The sequence below is a fragment of the Gelidibacter pelagius genome (assembly GCF_017581925.1).
Taxonomy (GTDB): domain Bacteria; phylum Bacteroidota; class Bacteroidia; order Flavobacteriales; family Flavobacteriaceae; genus Gelidibacter; species Gelidibacter pelagius.
On record NZ_JAGEVG010000012.1, the window covers coordinates 120,046 to 134,777 of the forward strand.

Genomic DNA, 14,732 nt, shown 5'->3' on the forward strand with positions numbered 1-14,732 from the left:
CCTTCGCTAACGCTGCGGGCGGGCAGGCAGAGTATAGAGTTTTGGTCTTAGCTAACGCTGCGGAGGGGCAGGCAGAGTTTGAGTTTTGAATTCTGATCATGTTGGAGTTCGGCCCAAGATTATTTGGGAGTTATGAAGAACGGATGAAAACTACAAACGCTCTGCAGCTCGGTGATAAATAGGCGCGAAATAGAAGAGAGCTTCCAATTGAAAACCTTTAACTGATAATTTCTTACCCAATTCTTTTAAAAAACTCACTAAATAAAAAAACGAAGTGAAAAATTTAAATTTCCCACTTCGTTATATTTACATTTCTAAGCTCTAAGCGATAAGTTCCGGTCTTCTGTCATCGGTCAACCGTCAACTCGCAACCCAACTTCAAACTTCCAACTCTTATCTTCTCGACTGTCTAGGTCTTGAAAAACTGGCTTCACCTGATTTTTCAGCTACCCCGGCACGTCTGTCACGTCTGTTTGGGCCTGAACTATCTCCTGAGCGTCTCGGTCTTGACGCATCTGAACTTCTTCTTCCTGAAGATTTAAAATCACCTCCAGAACGTCTTTCACCACGTGGTTTGAAGTCGCCATCTGAGCGTCTTCCTCCGCCTCCGGAACGTCTTTTGTTTCTGCTTGTAGCTCCGCCTTGATCTTGACTGACCTCAACATTCACAAATCGTCCATTATGCTTATAGTCATTGAAAAAAGCCAATACTTTTTCTTGTAATCCTTTTTCGGTATTAAAGAAGGAAAAACTGTCCTTAACATCAACTTTAAAGACGTCATCTCTTCCCAGTTCCAAAATTTCCTTTAAGAAATCCTTCAAGCTCATCCAATCATAACCGTCTTTTTTACCAACATTGATAAAGTAACGCGATGAATCATCATTGCCTCCAAAACTACGACCAAAATCTCTACCTGAATCGCCATCTCTATCACTTCCGCGAGATTCAGGTACCGATAGGTTTTTCGATTTATTGTAGTAGTTAAAGAATCGTGTGAATTCTACAGAGAAGAACTTTTGAATCAGTTCGTCTTTAGAAGTGTCCTCGAACAACTCGTTAATACTGGTAAGATATTTTTCAATCTCAGGATTGATTTCTGTCGTGTGGATTTTATTTGCCAAAGACATCAATTGTACTTCACAAATTTCCATTCCGTCAGGAATATCCTTTCTAACAAAGCTCTTATTGATGATACGCTCAATGCTTTTGATTTTGCGCAATTCACTTTTAGAAACGATTACTATGGAAACTCCAGTTTTACCTGCACGACCTGTTCTACCTGAACGGTGGGTATAAGTTTCAATTTCATCCGGCAATTGGTAATTGATAACATGGGTGATGTTATCTACATCAATCCCACGAGCAGCCACATCAGTAGCCACCAACATCTGAATTTGGTTTTTACGGAAAGAATTCATGACCATATCACGTTGGTTCTGGCTCAAATCGCCATGTAAAGCACCAGCGCTATAACCATCTTCTATCAATTGTTCCGCTACCTTTTGCGTATCGCGTTTGGTACGACAAAAAATTACTGAGAAAATATCAGGATTTGCATCGGCCAAACGTTTTAAAGCTTGGTAACGGTCACGAGAATTTACTAAATAATATTCATGTGATACTTGATTGGTACTTTCATTTTTATTACCAACTGTAATTTCAACTGGCGAATTCATGAATTTTTTCGCAATGTTTGAAACTTCTTTTGGCATGGTTGCAGAAAACAACCAGGTGTTCTTATCTTTAGGAGAATGGGAAAGAATATCCGTAATATCCTCATAAAAGCCCATGTTCAACATTTCATCAGCCTCATCAAGGACTGCGTATTCAATTTTAGAGATGTCCACCATATTACGGTTGATCATGTCTTTCATACGTCCTGGAGTGGCAACGATAATTTGTGCGCCTCTTTTAACTTCTCTTGCTTGGTCACTAATGCTTGCACCACCATAAATAGCGGCAACATTAAATCCTTTGCAATATTTTCCGTAATTTTTTAATTCGTTGGTAATTTGTAAACAAAGTTCACGAGTAGGAGAGAGGATCAAGCCTTGGGTTGTTCTGCTCTCTATGTTGATTTTTTGCAACATTGGAAAACCAAAAGCAGCAGTTTTACCTGTTCCTGTTTGTGCTAAGGCCACTAAATCAGTGTCTTGTTCTAATAAAATTGGAATTGCTTTTGCTTGGACATCACTTGGCGTAATAAAGCCAATATCAGTAATAGCCCGTAATAGGTCATCATTAAGACCTAAATCTTGGAATGTGTTCATTCGATTTAATAAGTATTTGATTATGTTCTTGTGGTGTTACAACAGAAGCGAATCGACATACTAAACCTAAACTCCCAGTAACACATCCTCACCTTGAGGAAATTTTTACAAGGTGCAAAGGTACAATTTAATTTATCACATATCCTAATTGTTATGCGGTTGATTTGTAATAAATTCCCACCAGTGGGTTTTAATAACCCGAAACTTGTCTCGATCAAAAGAACCAGTTCAAATTCATACCTCGTGGCCTTGCCCGCCCGTTCCGGTCGGACAGGATCTGAAGTTTTCGATTAAATGGTATTCAAAAAATTAACAAGCTGATGCACCGCTTTCCCACGGTGTCCAATACGATTTTTTTCTTCCAAAGATATTTCCGCAAAGGTCTGGCTATGCCCTTCGGCTTTAAAAATCGGGTCGTATCCAAAGCCTTTTTCACCGCTTTTGCTTTTGGTAATCTCACCCTTGCAAATTCCTGTGAATTGATGCTGAAATCCGTGAAGTTCCAATGCAATGACGGTTTTAAATTGTGCTTTCCTATCGGCTGAATACTTAAGGTTTTCAAGAAGTTTTTGAATATTGTCTTCTGAGTTCCGCTGTTCTCCGGCATACCGAGCAGAATAAACACCTGGCGCCCCGTTAAGTGCGTCCACTTCCAAGCCGGTATCATCGGCAAAACAGTCATAACCATAGTGCTTTTTAATGTATGTCGCTTTCTGGACGGCATTACCTTCAATAGTATCTTGAGTTTCAGGTACATCTTCAAAACATCCAATGTCTTCAAGGCTTAATAGTGTGATGCTTTTTGGAATCAAACTTTGGACCTCCTTGAGTTTGTTGAGATTGTTGGTGGCGAAAACGAGTTGCATAGTTAAGTATTGATCGGTAAAATTACTTTAATAATTTTGAATTGACCTTAGAGAAAAGAGAAAAGAGAAAATAGAGGGTAGATGGTAGAGGGTAGAGAAAGTGATTAATGATTGAAGATTGAAGATTGAAGATTGTTGATTTTTGTTGAGTCTTGAACCTTGAACTTTGAATTTTGACAATCGGAGAACTTTAAGCTTATTTTATGATGTTTGTCAGCTTTACTTCTTTTTTAAACCCGTAATTTAGTCTCATAACCTAAAAAATATAATTATGACGATTAACATTCAATTCGTAAATTTAGATCATAGCGATTCACTTGCTGAACATACAACTGAAAGATTAAATAAAATGGCTGAAAAATATGATTGGCTGATCAACGCCGATGTGTTTTTTAAGGAAGAAGGCACCAATCCTGAAAAGGGAAAGATTTGTAATATTAAATTGAGCTTGCCAGGACCGCAAATATTTGCTACTTCTGATGAGAAAAACTTTGAAATGTCGGTCAAGGAGACGATCAGCGATTTGGAAATCCAATTAAAAAAGAGGAAACAGACTTTTATGACGCACTAGAAATAGGCATTAGGCATTAGGTATTAGTGTTGAAAGTTTTGTTGTAATTCTTCAGATTATACTTTAAAACTTTTGTAAACTATAAAAAAGAAACTTGCCTGCCGGTCCGAAGCTTTTTTGAATGCGGAAAACCTGAAACTAATTATTACCGATGATGATAAGGTTCATTCCTTAAGATAGTAAAAGCACGATACAATTGTTCTATCATGAACAAACGAATCATTTGATGGGAAAATGTCATTTTAGATAAAGATATTTTCCCATTTGCTTTATGATAGACATCCTGCGAAAATCCGTAAGGCCCGCCAATGACAAAGACCAATTGTTTTATTCCAGAATTCATGTACTTTTGAAGATGTACAGAAAAGCCGACAGAATCGTATTGTTTTCCATTTTCATCTAATAGAATGAGAATATCTGAGTTGGTGAGTTTTGCTAATATCAGTTCGCCTTCTTTTTGTTTTTGTTGCTCTTCGCTTAAATTCTTCGCTTTTTTAAGATCGGGAATGATCTCAAAATCAAATTTAATATAGAACCCTAGGCGTTTCTGATAATCGTCAATCAGCATTTGCAATTGTTGATGATCGGTTTTCCCAATAGCTAAAAGTTTTATTTGCATGGTGTAAATTTACAAATTTGCGGTGATATAGAATTTCGGATTTGGAATTTGAGTATTTCGATTATCAATTAGTATTTTTACATTAAATATTACTAAGATGATTTCACAAGAACAATTCAATATAGAAATAGAAGGCATTATTGCTAATGCTGTTAGAGAAGATGTCGGAGATGGTGATCACAGCTCCTTGGCATGTATTCCTGCTTCAGCCCAGGGCAAGGCAAAGCTTTTGGTTAAGGATGACGGCGTTATTGCCGGTGTAGCCTTTGCCAAACGCGTCTTTCAATATATTGATAAAGACTTAAAAGTAGAAACTTTGATCCAGGATGGTGAGAAAGTAAAATACGGCGACATTGTTTTTTATGTGGAAGGGTCATCGCAATCCATTCTTAAAGCAGAGCGTTTGGTTTTAAATGCGATGCAGCGAATGAGCGCCATTGCGACAAAAACAAAAACCTTTGTGGATTTGTTGGAAGGCACCGGCACCCAAATTTTGGATACTAGAAAAACGACGCCAGGGATTCGGGCACTCGAAAAATGGGCCGTAAAAATAGGAGGTGGAGAAAATCATCGGTTTGCTTTATATGATATGGTGATGTTGAAAGACAATCACATTGATTTTGCCGGCGGAATTACCAAGGCTATCACAAAGACAAAAGCGTACTTAAAGGAAAAGAACTTAGACTTGAAAATTATTGTGGAAGCCAGAAATCTTGATGAGATTAAAGAGATCCTCAAGACCGACGGGGTTTACAGAATTCTGATAGATAATTTTAATTATGCCGACACCAAGAAAGCCGTAGCCCTGATAGGGGACCAATGTTTGACCGAATCGTCGGGAGGAATCAATGAGGACACAGCAAGAGAGTATGCTTTATGCGGCGTGGATTATATATCCTCTGGAGCCTTGACCCATTCGGTATATAATATGGACTTGAGTTTAAAAGCCGTTTAAATGTCTGACCAAACTGATGAAAATATTGAGGATGATATCGAGGACAAGCTCGAGAAAATCCCCGTTTTAAAGTATTTCATCAAACTTCTCAAAAAAATTAAATTACCTGCTTTAGAAGGGTTGACCTTGTATTACTTTTTGAGGCTTTATGGCAAAGGGATCATTAAAGGAGCGGTAACCAGTAGGGCAAGTGCCATCGCCTTTAGTTTTTTTACGGCAATATTTCCTTTTTTATTATTCATTATTATCCTGATCCCCTATATTCCCGTAGCAGGTTTTGAATATGAATTCAAAGGGTTTTTGAACTCGGTTTTGCCACCGCAAACCTCAGACTTCTTTTTTGATAATATTTTTCAGAATATTTACACTAAAGCGAGTGGTAGTTTGATTTCGACAGTATTTCTATTGTCCATTGTTTTAATGGCGAACGGGATTAGTGCTCTTTTTTCAGGCTTTGAAAGTTCATACCATCAGCAATTGACGCGAAGTGTGGTCAAACAGTACTTATACTCCATGTTTGTAGCACTAATTTTGGTCCTTTTATTGATCATTACCATTGCGGTCATAGGATATTTTCAAATTTATGTCATCCAAAAGGTACTCTACTATATGGATAAACAGGGTTATGAAACCTATGAGGAGGGCTTATTTATGGTGGCCTTAGCCAAATATATATTTTTCGTGATTATGGTTTATATCGCCACAGCCACTTTGTATTATTTTGGTACCAGAGAAGGTAAAAATTCTAAGTTCTTTTCAGCGGGGGCTTTGTTGACGACAATCTTGATTATTGTATTTTCGTATTTATTTGGAATTTACGTCACTTATTTCTCAACTTATAATGAGCTATATGGCTCCATTGGCGCTTTGTTGATTTTACTTTTTTACCTTTGGCTGAACTCCAACATTTTGCTGCTGGGCTTTGAGCTCAACGCTACTATACGACTTTTGAAGAAATTTAATCTTCAAAAACAAATAGCTAAAGAAAAACCCTAATTCACCCCATGCAATATTTTATAGACGTCATACTTCCCATTCCGCTTGAAAGGCTATTTACTTACAGCATTACCCGAGCTGAATCAGAATTTTTGAAAGCAGGAATGCGAGTGGCGGTTCCCTTCGGTAAAAGTAAAGTTTATACAGCATTGGTGTTTGAGATCCATCAGCAACAACCAGTAGCGTATGAGGCCAAGGAGATTCATCAAATTTTGGATGATGCACCGATCATTACCCAAACGCAGTTGACCCATTGGCAATGGATTGCGGAGTATTATCTCTGTACTTTAGGTGATGTTCTTAGGGCTGCTTTACCCAACTCTTTTTTGTTGGAGAGCGAGACTATCATCACAAAAAACAATGATAAAATTATCAATGACGTCGACCTTAAGGACGAGGAGTTTTTGGTTTATGAGGCACTTCATCATCAGTCGTCCCTAAAACTTCACGATTTGATCAGTATTCTTGACAAGAAGAATGTATTTCCCGTTATCAATTCCTTGTTGGATAAAGACGCTATTGTGCTTCAGGAAGAGGTTTATGAAAAGTATAAGCCAAAATTGGTGCGCTATGTTAAGTTGAGTTCCCAATATTCAGAATCAGAAAAATTACAACATTTACTGGAGGAGTTGAGCCGGGCACCAAAGCAAAGGGATGTGATCATGACCTTGTTTTCAATTTCCGCACAGACAAAAAAACCGGTGAAAGTCTCGGACTTATCAGATGCCAGTGATGCGTCTCCAGCCATCATCAAAACCTTGATTGATAAGGAGATTTTAGAGGAGTATCATTTTCAGGAAGATCGTGTGGCCTATTCGGGTGATGCCAATGAGGCTTCAAAAACCTTGAATATCTATCAAGAAAAAGCACTCGAAGAAATCCAGCAGTCTTTTGAGAAATTCAACATCACTTTACTTCACGGGGTGACTTCTTCAGGGAAAACCGAAGTCTACGTCAAACTTATTGAAGAGGTCATTAGCAAAGGAAAACAAGTATTGTATTTACTCCCCGAAATTGCTTTGACAACGCAGTTGGTCAGTCGATTGGAAACTTATTTTGGCGGAAAAGTATCGGTGTATCATTCCAAATATTCCTCACACGAACGCTTTGAACTTTGGAACAATGTGTTGCAAAATCAGCCCAAGGCGCAGATTGTCTTGGGGGCACGTTCGTCTATTTTCTTGCCGTTTCATGATCTCGGCTTGGTGATTGTTGACGAAGAGCATGAGACTTCTTTTAAGCAATTTGACCCTGCCCCAAGATATCACGCCCGCGATGCTGCGATCGTGTTGGCATCGCTTTTTAAAAGTAAAACCTTATTAGGCTCGGCAACACCAAGTTTGGAAAGCTACCATAATGTGAAACAAGGAAAATATGGTTTGGTGGAAATTACGCACCGATTCAATGATGTCATGATGCCGGATATTGAGTTGGTCGATATTCAAGATAAGCACAAGCGCAAACGGATGAAAGGGCATTTTAGCGATCGGTTGATTGAAGAGATGACGGAAGCTCTGCGGGTAGGCCATCAAATTATTTTGTTTCAAAACCGACGCGGATTTTCGCCGATCGTTGAATGTACTACCTGTGGTCATGCGCCACAATGTCCAAACTGCGATGTCAGTTTAACCTTTCATCAGTACAAGAATGAATTGCGCTGCCATTATTGTGGTTATTATACGGCCATGCTCAAGAACTGTATGGCCTGTGGCAGTGTGGAATTGGACAATAAAGGTTTTGGCACGGAGCAGGTCCAGGAAGAAGCCAAAGAACTTTTTCCGGAGTACAAAGTGGGGCGAATGGATTTGGATACCACCCGGGGGAAATTTGGCTATGACAAAATCATTACCGCTTTTGAACAAAAAGAAATAGATATTTTGGTCGGTACCCAGATGCTGACCAAAGGGTTGGATTTCAGGAATGTAAAACTTGTTGGCATTATGAATGCTGACAATATGCTTAATTTTCCTGATTTCAGAGCGCTTGAACGCAGCTTTCAATTGATGTTGCAGGTCTCGGGTAGGGCAGGACGTACGGATGAAAGGGGCAAGGTTTTGATCCAAACCTATAACCCGCACCATAGAATCTTACATCAGGTTTCTACCAATAACTATGCAGAGATGTATTTGGAGCAGATGGACGAGCGCCATAATTTTAAATACCCACCAATTTACAGGTTGATAAAAATTACCTTAAAGCATAAAGATTTTAACAAAGTTAATATTGGTGCCGAATGGTATGCTACGGGTTTGCGGCAAGTTTTCAAAAGTAATATTTTAGGCCCCGAATTCCCGCCAATATCAAGAATCAGAAACCAATTTCACAAAAATATCCTCGTTAAGATTCCACCGCAGCAATCCCTATCAAAAACGAAAAAAGCCATTGTTAAAATTAACAATAGCTTTTTGAGTATTAAAGAATTTAGGTCGGTTAGGGTGATTCTAAATGTCGATAACTTTTAGTGAGATAGAAATTTGGAACAAATTTCGTAGTCGAACTAATCCCGCTCCTTAGCGGGATCTCTTCATCGGTTTTACTTCATTTGTTATAGAAATTTGGAACAAATTTCGTAATCGAACTAATCCCGCTCTATAGGGGATCTCATTTTGTGTTTGATTTTTGGCTGTTGAAATTTAGTTCAAATCTCGTAACGATTCCTCTATTCCAATGTTTTAGGATTTAGGGGCACCATCAATTAAATATTATTTAACGCATCCACAAGTTCCGTCTTTTTATTCCTACTCAGTGGAATTTCATAGGCACCAACCTCAACATTCTTACTGTTAAAGCGGTCTACCTTGTCCAAGTTGACAATGTATGATTTGTGAATTCTTAAAAATTTACCTTCGGGCAGTTCCTGCTCAAAAGCTTTCATGGTTGAAAGTACAACCAAGCTGTTCTCTTCGGTAACCAATTTAACATAGTCACCAAGGGCTTCAATCCATTTGATGTCCTTGATATAAACTTTACGCTTTTTTAAATTGCTTTTAACAAAGATGTGCTCGCCATCAGCTTCATTGAAATCGAGTTTCAATTTGTGCTGCTCGAGAGCTTTATCTACGGCAGTATTAAAACGTTCTCGGGTGATCGGTTTCTGTAGATAATCGGTAGCATCATAATTAAAGGCTTTAAACGCGTATTCCGTTTTACCAGTAACAAAAATAATTTGAGGTTTGTTGTTGAGAACGTCAAGTAGCTCAAAACCATTAAGAACTGGCATTTCAATATCCAAGAAGATGAGATCTACTTTATGGGTATTCAAGCCATTTTTGGTTTCAAGTGCGCTACTATATTCTGCTATAAGGTTAAGTGATGAATGATTTTCAATTAACTTTACAATCGATAAGCGTTGTATCGCAGAGTCATCAACTACTACACAGTTTAAAGTCATAACATTTGATTTATTTAGGTTAAGATATCGACAATAGTACGAATAATTCGGACAAAAACCAAATAACATCGATAAAGTGTTGTAATTAACATTATTTTTAACAACTATATTCGGGATGAAAAAATACTCAAACTTTAGTTGTAAGAACCATAAAAAATGGTTATTTTTGCAGCCATTTTTAATTATTAAATATACATTATATGAATCATTATGAAACTGTTTTCATCTTAAATCCCGTTTTATCTGAAACTCAGATAAAGGAAACAGTAGAGAAATACGAAGATTTTCTTGTTTCTAGAGGAGCAAAGATGGTATCCAAAGAAGATTGGGGCTTAAAAAAATTAGCTTATCCAATCCAAAACAAAAAAAGTGGCTTTTACCACTTATTTGAGTTCACTGTAGATGGTGAAGTCATCAATCCACTAGAAGTAGAGTTTAGACGTGACGAGCGTTTTATGCGTTATTTAACAGTGAAATTGGACAAGCATGCCATTTCTTGGGCTGAAAGAAGAAGAACTAAACTTAAACAAAAAGCGTAATTATGTCATCAATAGAACAACAAGCTAAAGGAAAAAAAGATGGTGAGATCAGATATCTGACCCCATTGAATATTGACACAAGTAAAACGAAAAAGTACTGTCGTTTCCAAAAGTCTGGTATCAAATATGTTGATTACAAAGACGCCGACTGGTTATTAGGTTTTGTAAACGAGCAAGGTAAATTGTTGCCAAGACGTTTAACAGGAACCTCTTTAAAATATCAAAGAAAAGTATCTGTAGCGGTTAAGAGAGCGCGTCACCTTGCGTTGATGCCTTATGTAGCAGATTTATTAAAATAATAAAAACATAACTATGGAACTTATATTAAAACAAGACGTTGAAAATTTAGGATTTAAAGACGATGTTATAACGGTTAAGAACGGTTATGGTAGAAATTTCTTAATTCCTCAAGGACAAGCGATAATGGCAACGGCTTCAGCTAAAAAAGTATTGGCTGAAAACTTGAAGCAACGTGCTTATAAAGAGAAACAAATTATTGAAGAAGCTCAAAAAGAAGCTGAGGCGATAAAAGCATTGGAAATTAAATTAACTTCTAAAACTAGTGCTGGTGCAACTGCAGGAGACAAAATATTTGGTTCTATTACCAATATTGATTTGGCAAATGCATTGAACAATGCAGGTATTAGCGTTGATAAAAAGTATATCGCCATTACAGGAGGTAACATCAAACGTTTAGGTCAATATGATGCAGTCATCAGACTTCATAGAGATGTAACCGTTGATATGACTTTTGAAGTTATTGCAGAAGCATAATTCTCAAAATAAAATTTTAAAAAGCCTCAATCCTTCTTGGAACGAGGCTTTTTTCATAAATGGAAATCTATGATTCCGTTATAAAGTAGAATACTGTTATGAGATATTTGGTCTGAATGTTTTGTCTAAATCGCTCAACAATTTTTAATCTGATAATTAAGAGATTTCTGCCTTCGCGGAAATGAAATAATCATATTTTCATGAAATATACAAGACTCACTAAAGAACAATTTGAAGAACTGCACCAGGAATTTATTAATTTTTTGGCTACACAATCTATTACTGCTGAAGAATGGACGGATATAAAAACCAATAAACCTGAAGTTGCTGAAGAAGAATTAGATGTGTTTAGCGATTTGGTTTGGGAAGGTGTTTTAAGGAAAGTGGTTTATTTAGAACATATTTCGCCGCAACAAATGCATTTGTTCCATTTAAAGGAAAATGATATGCAGTTGATTGCCATAAAATTAAATATTGAGACTGTTGATTTGACCACTTCCGAAGGTTTTGATTGGTTCAGGGAAAACCTACTTTCTGATGACGTCGAATTCCTAACCGCCAACAAAACTTATTCAGAGGATAAAGCCTTAGATAAATTTAAACTCATCCAACAAGGTGGTGTCATAACTAAAGGCGATTTGTATAAGTATTTTGAGAAGCTGGTAGGTACGAATTAGAGTTGGAAGAATGAAATTCCAAATTTTAAATTCCAAGTTCTAAATTTCAAATTCCAAGTTTTCGTTTTCACTTCACTCCAGAAGGATAGACAGCTTCAATTTCAATATCATTTTCAATTTCTACTTCAAGCAAAGTAGTGTTTTGCGTAAATCCGAGACCTCAGCGATAGTGAACTGGCGAAGCAAATCTGTAGGAGATTAAAAGTTTCAAATTCCAAATTCCAAATTCCAAGTTATCGTTTTCACTTCTCAAAAGATGGACAGGCAGTTTTAACTTCAACTTCAATTTCATTTTATGAAACATTAACATCTTGTGCTAAGCTTAGGTTAAAGCCTCTCTGTGATTTTTCTGTGAGTTGTATTTTGGTTAAATTATAGTAAATCAAATAATAATCTTAAAAATATAAATTATGGAAAACCTAAATAAAAAGAGAGTTGCGATTTTAGCAACTAATGGATTTGAAGAAAGTGAATTAAAAGAGCCAAAAGCCGCTTTAGAAAAAGCTGGCGCTGAAGTTCATATTGTTTCGGAGAAATCGGGAACTATAAAATCTTGGACCGATGGGAATTGGGGTTCGGAATTCAATGTTGATAAAACTTTAGACGATGTCAATCAAAAAGATTATAATGCTTTGATGCTACCTGGTGGCGTGATCAATCCCGACACATTAAGAAAAAATCCTAAAGCGGTGAAATTCATAAAATCATTTTTTGAAAATCACAAACCGGTTGGTGCCATCTGTCATGGACCTTGGTTGTTGGCGGAAGCTGATGTTTTAAAAGGTCGAAAAATCACGTCTTATAGCTCAATTAAAACCGATATGATCAATGCTGGTGCCAATTGGGTGGATGAAGAAGTTGTCGTAGATGAAGGTTTGGTAACCAGTAGAACTCCTAAAGATCTGCCTGCTTTTAACGCAAAGTTGGTCGAGGAAGTTTATGAAGGTAAACACAAGGAGCAGGTTGCATAAATATACAGCATGGTTTAACAATTTAAAAAACTTTAATTATGGCAAAACAAAAGAATCATGGTCCGAGTATAAAAAATGATGCTCGCTATGAAGCCTTAAGAGAAGAGGGCTACAGTAAACAAAAATCTGCCAGAATAGCCAATACCAAAAAACCTGGTAAGAAAGGAGGAAAGGCTGACATTTATGAAAACCGCACACTAAGCGCACTTTATGAAAAAGCCAAAGAAATTGGCATTAAAGGCAGAAGTAAAATGAATAAAGAAGAATTGATCCATGCACTAAGAAATAATTAGATGGAAACAATTCCTATTGAAACAAAAAACGTCAGACATTCTAAACAATGTCTGACGTTTTTTTATTCCAAATATTGGATCATAGTGCTCTTAAGTTCTTTTTTTTCTAAAACGCTGTAAACTCAAGCATTAACTTTTCCAATTCTTTAAAATTGGCATCGTAAGTTTCTCTTGTTGAAGTTAAATCGATCCACAAGAAAGATTTGGTAGTTTCAACAATAATATAGCAGCAGTTGTAAAAAGAGTCATCCGCTTTTAATTGCACCTTGTATGCTTTACCGATACTTTTAAATTGGTCGAGGTTTTTCTTATATAGAAATTTATGCTCATTTGACCATCTTGGTGTTTCACCGGATCTGTATCCAGCGACAACCCAATTTTCAAAATTCTGGAAGGTTTTAAATGTATCCTTTTCGAAGGATTTAAATAAAAGAGCGCCTTTTGAATTATTTATTTCAGGAAATGTGCCACCAAAAAAATTAGCACTCGGAGTCTCCTTAATGTCCCACCATTTAGCTACCACCACGCTGTAGCCATAAGTGGAATCAACATATTTAAGTTGATCCTGTCCAGACTTTTGCTCTGAAATGATTTTTTCTGCGTTCGCGTTGACGCTTGGCTTGGTCTGTGCAAAACCCATAATTGGGAATTGAATAAAAAGAACAAGGGCTACTAAGATTTTTATTTTCATGCTATTAAATTCATTTTATTCCCACCAGGGGGCTTTAATACCTCGAGCCTTGCCTCTATCAAAATGATAATTTTGTTATTTCTTACTCATATCTCGTTGACTTGTTCCAGAAGAGGTCTTTAATAATCGAGATGTATTACTGCACTTAAAGACTGGTAAAGAGTTAGGGGTATTTAAGAAGTTTTAGAAATCAGAGTTTGAATACTTTGGAATTGTAGCTTGCATCTTCTAACTCCTCCAGTGCTAAATTATAATCGTACTGAAGATCTTCATGCAAATTGCTCACTATTTTCTTAATGGCTACGATTTGACGGTCATAGATATTGGTAAGTGTGACATTTTTAAAAACAGAAGGTTTGAAGTCTTTAAGAACTGTGCAAAAATGGAGTAATAACTCTACTTCAGTCTCTTTCTTTAATGAATATCTGGCATATTTTTTAATATTTCGGAGAATTTTTCGCACACTCTTTTTTATATAAAAGTAGCTGTTGGTGTTGATGCCTTCGAATTGTTCGTCAATTTCAGCTTTAACTGTTTCGATATATCCCGATTCATCATGAGACTCAAATAATAAATAGGTAAGCAGTTCTTTGTTTTCCTTTTTAAATTTAGAAAGACGCAAACAAAGTTCCAGCAACTCTTCCGAAGAACGGTGTTTTAATTCTTTCTTAATAGTAACAACAGAAACTGCTTTCATCCAAAATTATTATTTTTTTTCAACTGAATATTTTCCAGCTCCGACCAATGCGATAACTATAAATCCAATCAGATATAATAATGCCTTTTCTTTAGTTCCAAAACTGTCTTGAGCATGCACTATAAAAGCAGCTACTGCCATAGTACCGATAGCCGGAATAGCGGCAATTTTCGTTTTAAAACCTATTAAAACAAAAAGGGGAGCCACGACTTCTCCTATGAGTGCTAAGATGAGAGAAACTACATTTCCTACGCCAAGAGGGTCGGGAAAACCGCTTGGGTTTTCAAGAAGTATACTTATTTTTGGAATTCCGTGGGTCAACAGCATTCCTGAGAAGCCTACTCTTAAAATAGCAAGCGCCAAATCATTAAACTTGTTTTTCATTTACAATAGGGTTAAAAATTAGGGTGTTAATTGGGAA

Annotated in this window: 17 protein-coding genes; 10 read left to right on the plus strand and 7 right to left on the minus strand. The window is 36.8% G+C overall.

What is annotated here, in order from left to right:
- Window positions 1-393: 393 nt before the first annotated feature.
- Together J4051_RS11505 and J4051_RS11510 are read right to left on the minus strand one after the other, a co-directional pair.
- Window positions 394-2,271, minus strand: a complete 1,878-nt coding sequence (locus J4051_RS11505) for a DEAD/DEAH box helicase (protein ID WP_208234019.1) — start codon at window positions 2,269-2,271, stop codon at window positions 394-396.
- Between the two features lie 290 nt (window positions 2,272-2,561).
- Window positions 2,562-3,137: a non-canonical purine NTP diphosphatase gene (locus J4051_RS11510; RefSeq protein ID WP_208234020.1), complete on the minus strand. Its 576-nt coding sequence runs from the start codon at window positions 3,135-3,137 to the stop codon at window positions 2,562-2,564.
- A 271-nt stretch (window positions 3,138-3,408) separates the two neighbouring features.
- Here J4051_RS11510 and J4051_RS11515 point away from each other — a divergent pair, with 271 nt between their 5' ends.
- Entirely contained in the window at window positions 3,409-3,708 is a 300-nt protein-coding gene (locus tag J4051_RS11515) for an HPF/RaiA family ribosome-associated protein (protein WP_208234021.1), read from the plus strand.
- A 145-nt stretch (window positions 3,709-3,853) separates the two neighbouring features.
- Here the strand turns inward: J4051_RS11515 and rlmH are convergent, their stop codons facing one another.
- Window positions 3,854-4,327: a 23S rRNA (pseudouridine(1915)-N(3))-methyltransferase RlmH gene (rlmH, locus tag J4051_RS11520; protein WP_208234022.1), complete on the minus strand. Its 474-nt coding sequence runs from the start codon at window positions 4,325-4,327 to the stop codon at window positions 3,854-3,856.
- Window positions 4,328-4,424: 97 nt separating this feature from the next.
- Here rlmH and nadC point away from each other — a divergent pair, with 97 nt between their 5' ends.
- Genes nadC through priA form a run of 3 tightly spaced genes read left to right on the plus strand, consistent with a single transcriptional unit; the run spans window position 4,425 to window position 8,740 of the window.
- Window positions 4,425-5,282, plus strand: a complete 858-nt coding sequence (gene nadC / locus J4051_RS11525; RefSeq protein ID WP_208234023.1) for a carboxylating nicotinate-nucleotide diphosphorylase — start codon at window positions 4,425-4,427, stop codon at window positions 5,280-5,282.
- Window positions 5,283-6,278, plus strand: coding sequence for a YihY/virulence factor BrkB family protein (locus J4051_RS11530; protein ID WP_236027388.1), 996 nt, complete (start codon window positions 5,283-5,285; stop codon window positions 6,276-6,278).
- An 8-nt stretch (window positions 6,279-6,286) separates the two neighbouring features.
- Complete coding sequence (gene priA / locus J4051_RS11535) at window positions 6,287-8,740, plus strand: replication restart helicase PriA (RefSeq protein ID WP_208234024.1); 2,454 nt, start codon at window positions 6,287-6,289, stop codon at window positions 8,738-8,740.
- Between the two features lie 233 nt (window positions 8,741-8,973).
- Here priA and J4051_RS11540 read toward each other — a convergent pair whose 3' ends face one another.
- Window positions 8,974-9,669 (minus strand): LytR/AlgR family response regulator transcription factor, encoded by a 696-nt coding sequence (locus J4051_RS11540; RefSeq protein WP_163515359.1) that lies wholly within the window; start codon window positions 9,667-9,669, stop codon window positions 8,974-8,976.
- Window positions 9,670-9,869: 200 nt separating this feature from the next.
- Between J4051_RS11540 and rpsF the strand changes: the two genes are divergently transcribed.
- The 6 genes from rpsF (at window position 9,870) to J4051_RS11570 (ending at window position 12,923) form a co-directional block, all read left to right on the plus strand.
- Complete coding sequence (rpsF, locus tag J4051_RS11545) at window positions 9,870-10,208, plus strand: 30S ribosomal protein S6 (RefSeq protein ID WP_129017129.1); 339 nt, start codon at window positions 9,870-9,872, stop codon at window positions 10,206-10,208.
- Window positions 10,209-10,210: 2 nt separating this feature from the next.
- On the plus strand, window positions 10,211-10,507 hold the full coding sequence (rpsR, locus tag J4051_RS11550; protein ID WP_027124835.1) for a 30S ribosomal protein S18: 297 nt from the start codon (window positions 10,211-10,213) through the stop codon (window positions 10,505-10,507).
- Window positions 10,508-10,520: 13 nt separating this feature from the next.
- Window positions 10,521-10,982 carry a 50S ribosomal protein L9 gene (rplI, locus tag J4051_RS11555; RefSeq protein ID WP_208234025.1) on the plus strand — a complete coding sequence of 154 codons (462 nt, stop codon included), beginning with the start codon at window positions 10,521-10,523 and terminating at the stop codon, window positions 10,980-10,982.
- A 200-nt stretch (window positions 10,983-11,182) separates the two neighbouring features.
- Window positions 11,183-11,659, plus strand: coding sequence for a DUF6495 family protein (locus tag J4051_RS11560; protein WP_208234026.1), 477 nt, complete (start codon window positions 11,183-11,185; stop codon window positions 11,657-11,659).
- Between the two features lie 410 nt (window positions 11,660-12,069).
- The gene (locus J4051_RS11565; RefSeq protein ID WP_208234027.1) at window positions 12,070-12,630 is read left to right on the plus strand and encodes a type 1 glutamine amidotransferase domain-containing protein; all 561 of its coding nucleotides are present in this window, start codon (window positions 12,070-12,072) and stop codon (window positions 12,628-12,630) included.
- 38 nt (window positions 12,631-12,668) lie between these two features.
- Window positions 12,669-12,923 (plus strand): DUF7218 family protein, encoded by a 255-nt coding sequence (locus J4051_RS11570; RefSeq protein WP_208234028.1) that lies wholly within the window; start codon window positions 12,669-12,671, stop codon window positions 12,921-12,923.
- A gap of 106 nt (window positions 12,924-13,029) precedes the next feature.
- On the opposite strand, the gene J4051_RS11575 is transcribed toward J4051_RS11570, so the two are convergent.
- The 3 genes from J4051_RS11575 to J4051_RS11585 form a co-directional block, all read right to left on the minus strand.
- Entirely contained in the window at window positions 13,030-13,614 is a 585-nt protein-coding gene (locus tag J4051_RS11575; RefSeq protein WP_208234029.1) for a hypothetical protein, read from the minus strand.
- 190 nt (window positions 13,615-13,804) lie between these two features.
- A complete protein-coding gene (locus J4051_RS11580; RefSeq protein WP_208234030.1) occupies window positions 13,805-14,311 on the minus strand; it encodes a hypothetical protein in 507 nt (168 codons plus the stop codon).
- A gap of 9 nt (window positions 14,312-14,320) precedes the next feature.
- Complete coding sequence (locus J4051_RS11585; RefSeq protein ID WP_208234031.1) at window positions 14,321-14,695, minus strand: DoxX family protein; 375 nt, start codon at window positions 14,693-14,695, stop codon at window positions 14,321-14,323.
- Window positions 14,696-14,732 lie beyond the last annotated feature (37 nt).

Bases quoted from the DNA above. Each gene is read 5' to 3' on its own strand.
- J4051_RS11530 (WP_236027388.1), top strand. From the start codon at position 5,283: ATGTCTGACCAAACTGATGAAAATATTGAGGATGATATCGAGGACAAG.
- rpsF (WP_129017129.1), top strand. From the start codon at position 9,870: ATGAATCATTATGAAACTGTTTTCATCTTAAATCCCGTTTTATCTGAA.
- J4051_RS11560 (WP_208234026.1), top strand. From the start codon at position 11,183: ATGAAATATACAAGACTCACTAAAGAACAATTTGAAGAACTGCACCAG.
- rpsR (WP_027124835.1), top strand. From the start codon at position 10,211: ATGTCATCAATAGAACAACAAGCTAAAGGAAAAAAAGATGGTGAGATC.
- J4051_RS11540 (WP_163515359.1), bottom strand. From the start codon at position 9,669: ATGACTTTAAACTGTGTAGTAGTTGATGACTCTGCGATACAACGCTTA.
- rplI (WP_208234025.1), top strand. From the start codon at position 10,521: ATGGAACTTATATTAAAACAAGACGTTGAAAATTTAGGATTTAAAGAC.
- J4051_RS11585 (WP_208234031.1), bottom strand. From the start codon at position 14,695: ATGAAAAACAAGTTTAATGATTTGGCGCTTGCTATTTTAAGAGTAGGC.
- nadC (WP_208234023.1), top strand. From the start codon at position 4,425: ATGATTTCACAAGAACAATTCAATATAGAAATAGAAGGCATTATTGCT.
- J4051_RS11570 (WP_208234028.1), top strand. From the start codon at position 12,669: ATGGCAAAACAAAAGAATCATGGTCCGAGTATAAAAAATGATGCTCGC.
- J4051_RS11575 (WP_208234029.1), bottom strand. From the start codon at position 13,614: ATGAAAATAAAAATCTTAGTAGCCCTTGTTCTTTTTATTCAATTCCCA.
- J4051_RS11505 (WP_208234019.1), bottom strand. From the start codon at position 2,271: ATGAACACATTCCAAGATTTAGGTCTTAATGATGACCTATTACGGGCT.
- rlmH (WP_208234022.1), bottom strand. From the start codon at position 4,327: ATGCAAATAAAACTTTTAGCTATTGGGAAAACCGATCATCAACAATTG.
- J4051_RS11515 (WP_208234021.1), top strand. From the start codon at position 3,409: ATGACGATTAACATTCAATTCGTAAATTTAGATCATAGCGATTCACTT.
- J4051_RS11580 (WP_208234030.1), bottom strand. From the start codon at position 14,311: ATGAAAGCAGTTTCTGTTGTTACTATTAAGAAAGAATTAAAACACCGT.
- J4051_RS11565 (WP_208234027.1), top strand. From the start codon at position 12,070: ATGGAAAACCTAAATAAAAAGAGAGTTGCGATTTTAGCAACTAATGGA.
- J4051_RS11510 (WP_208234020.1), bottom strand. From the start codon at position 3,137: ATGCAACTCGTTTTCGCCACCAACAATCTCAACAAACTCAAGGAGGTC.
- priA (WP_208234024.1), top strand. From the start codon at position 6,287: ATGCAATATTTTATAGACGTCATACTTCCCATTCCGCTTGAAAGGCTA.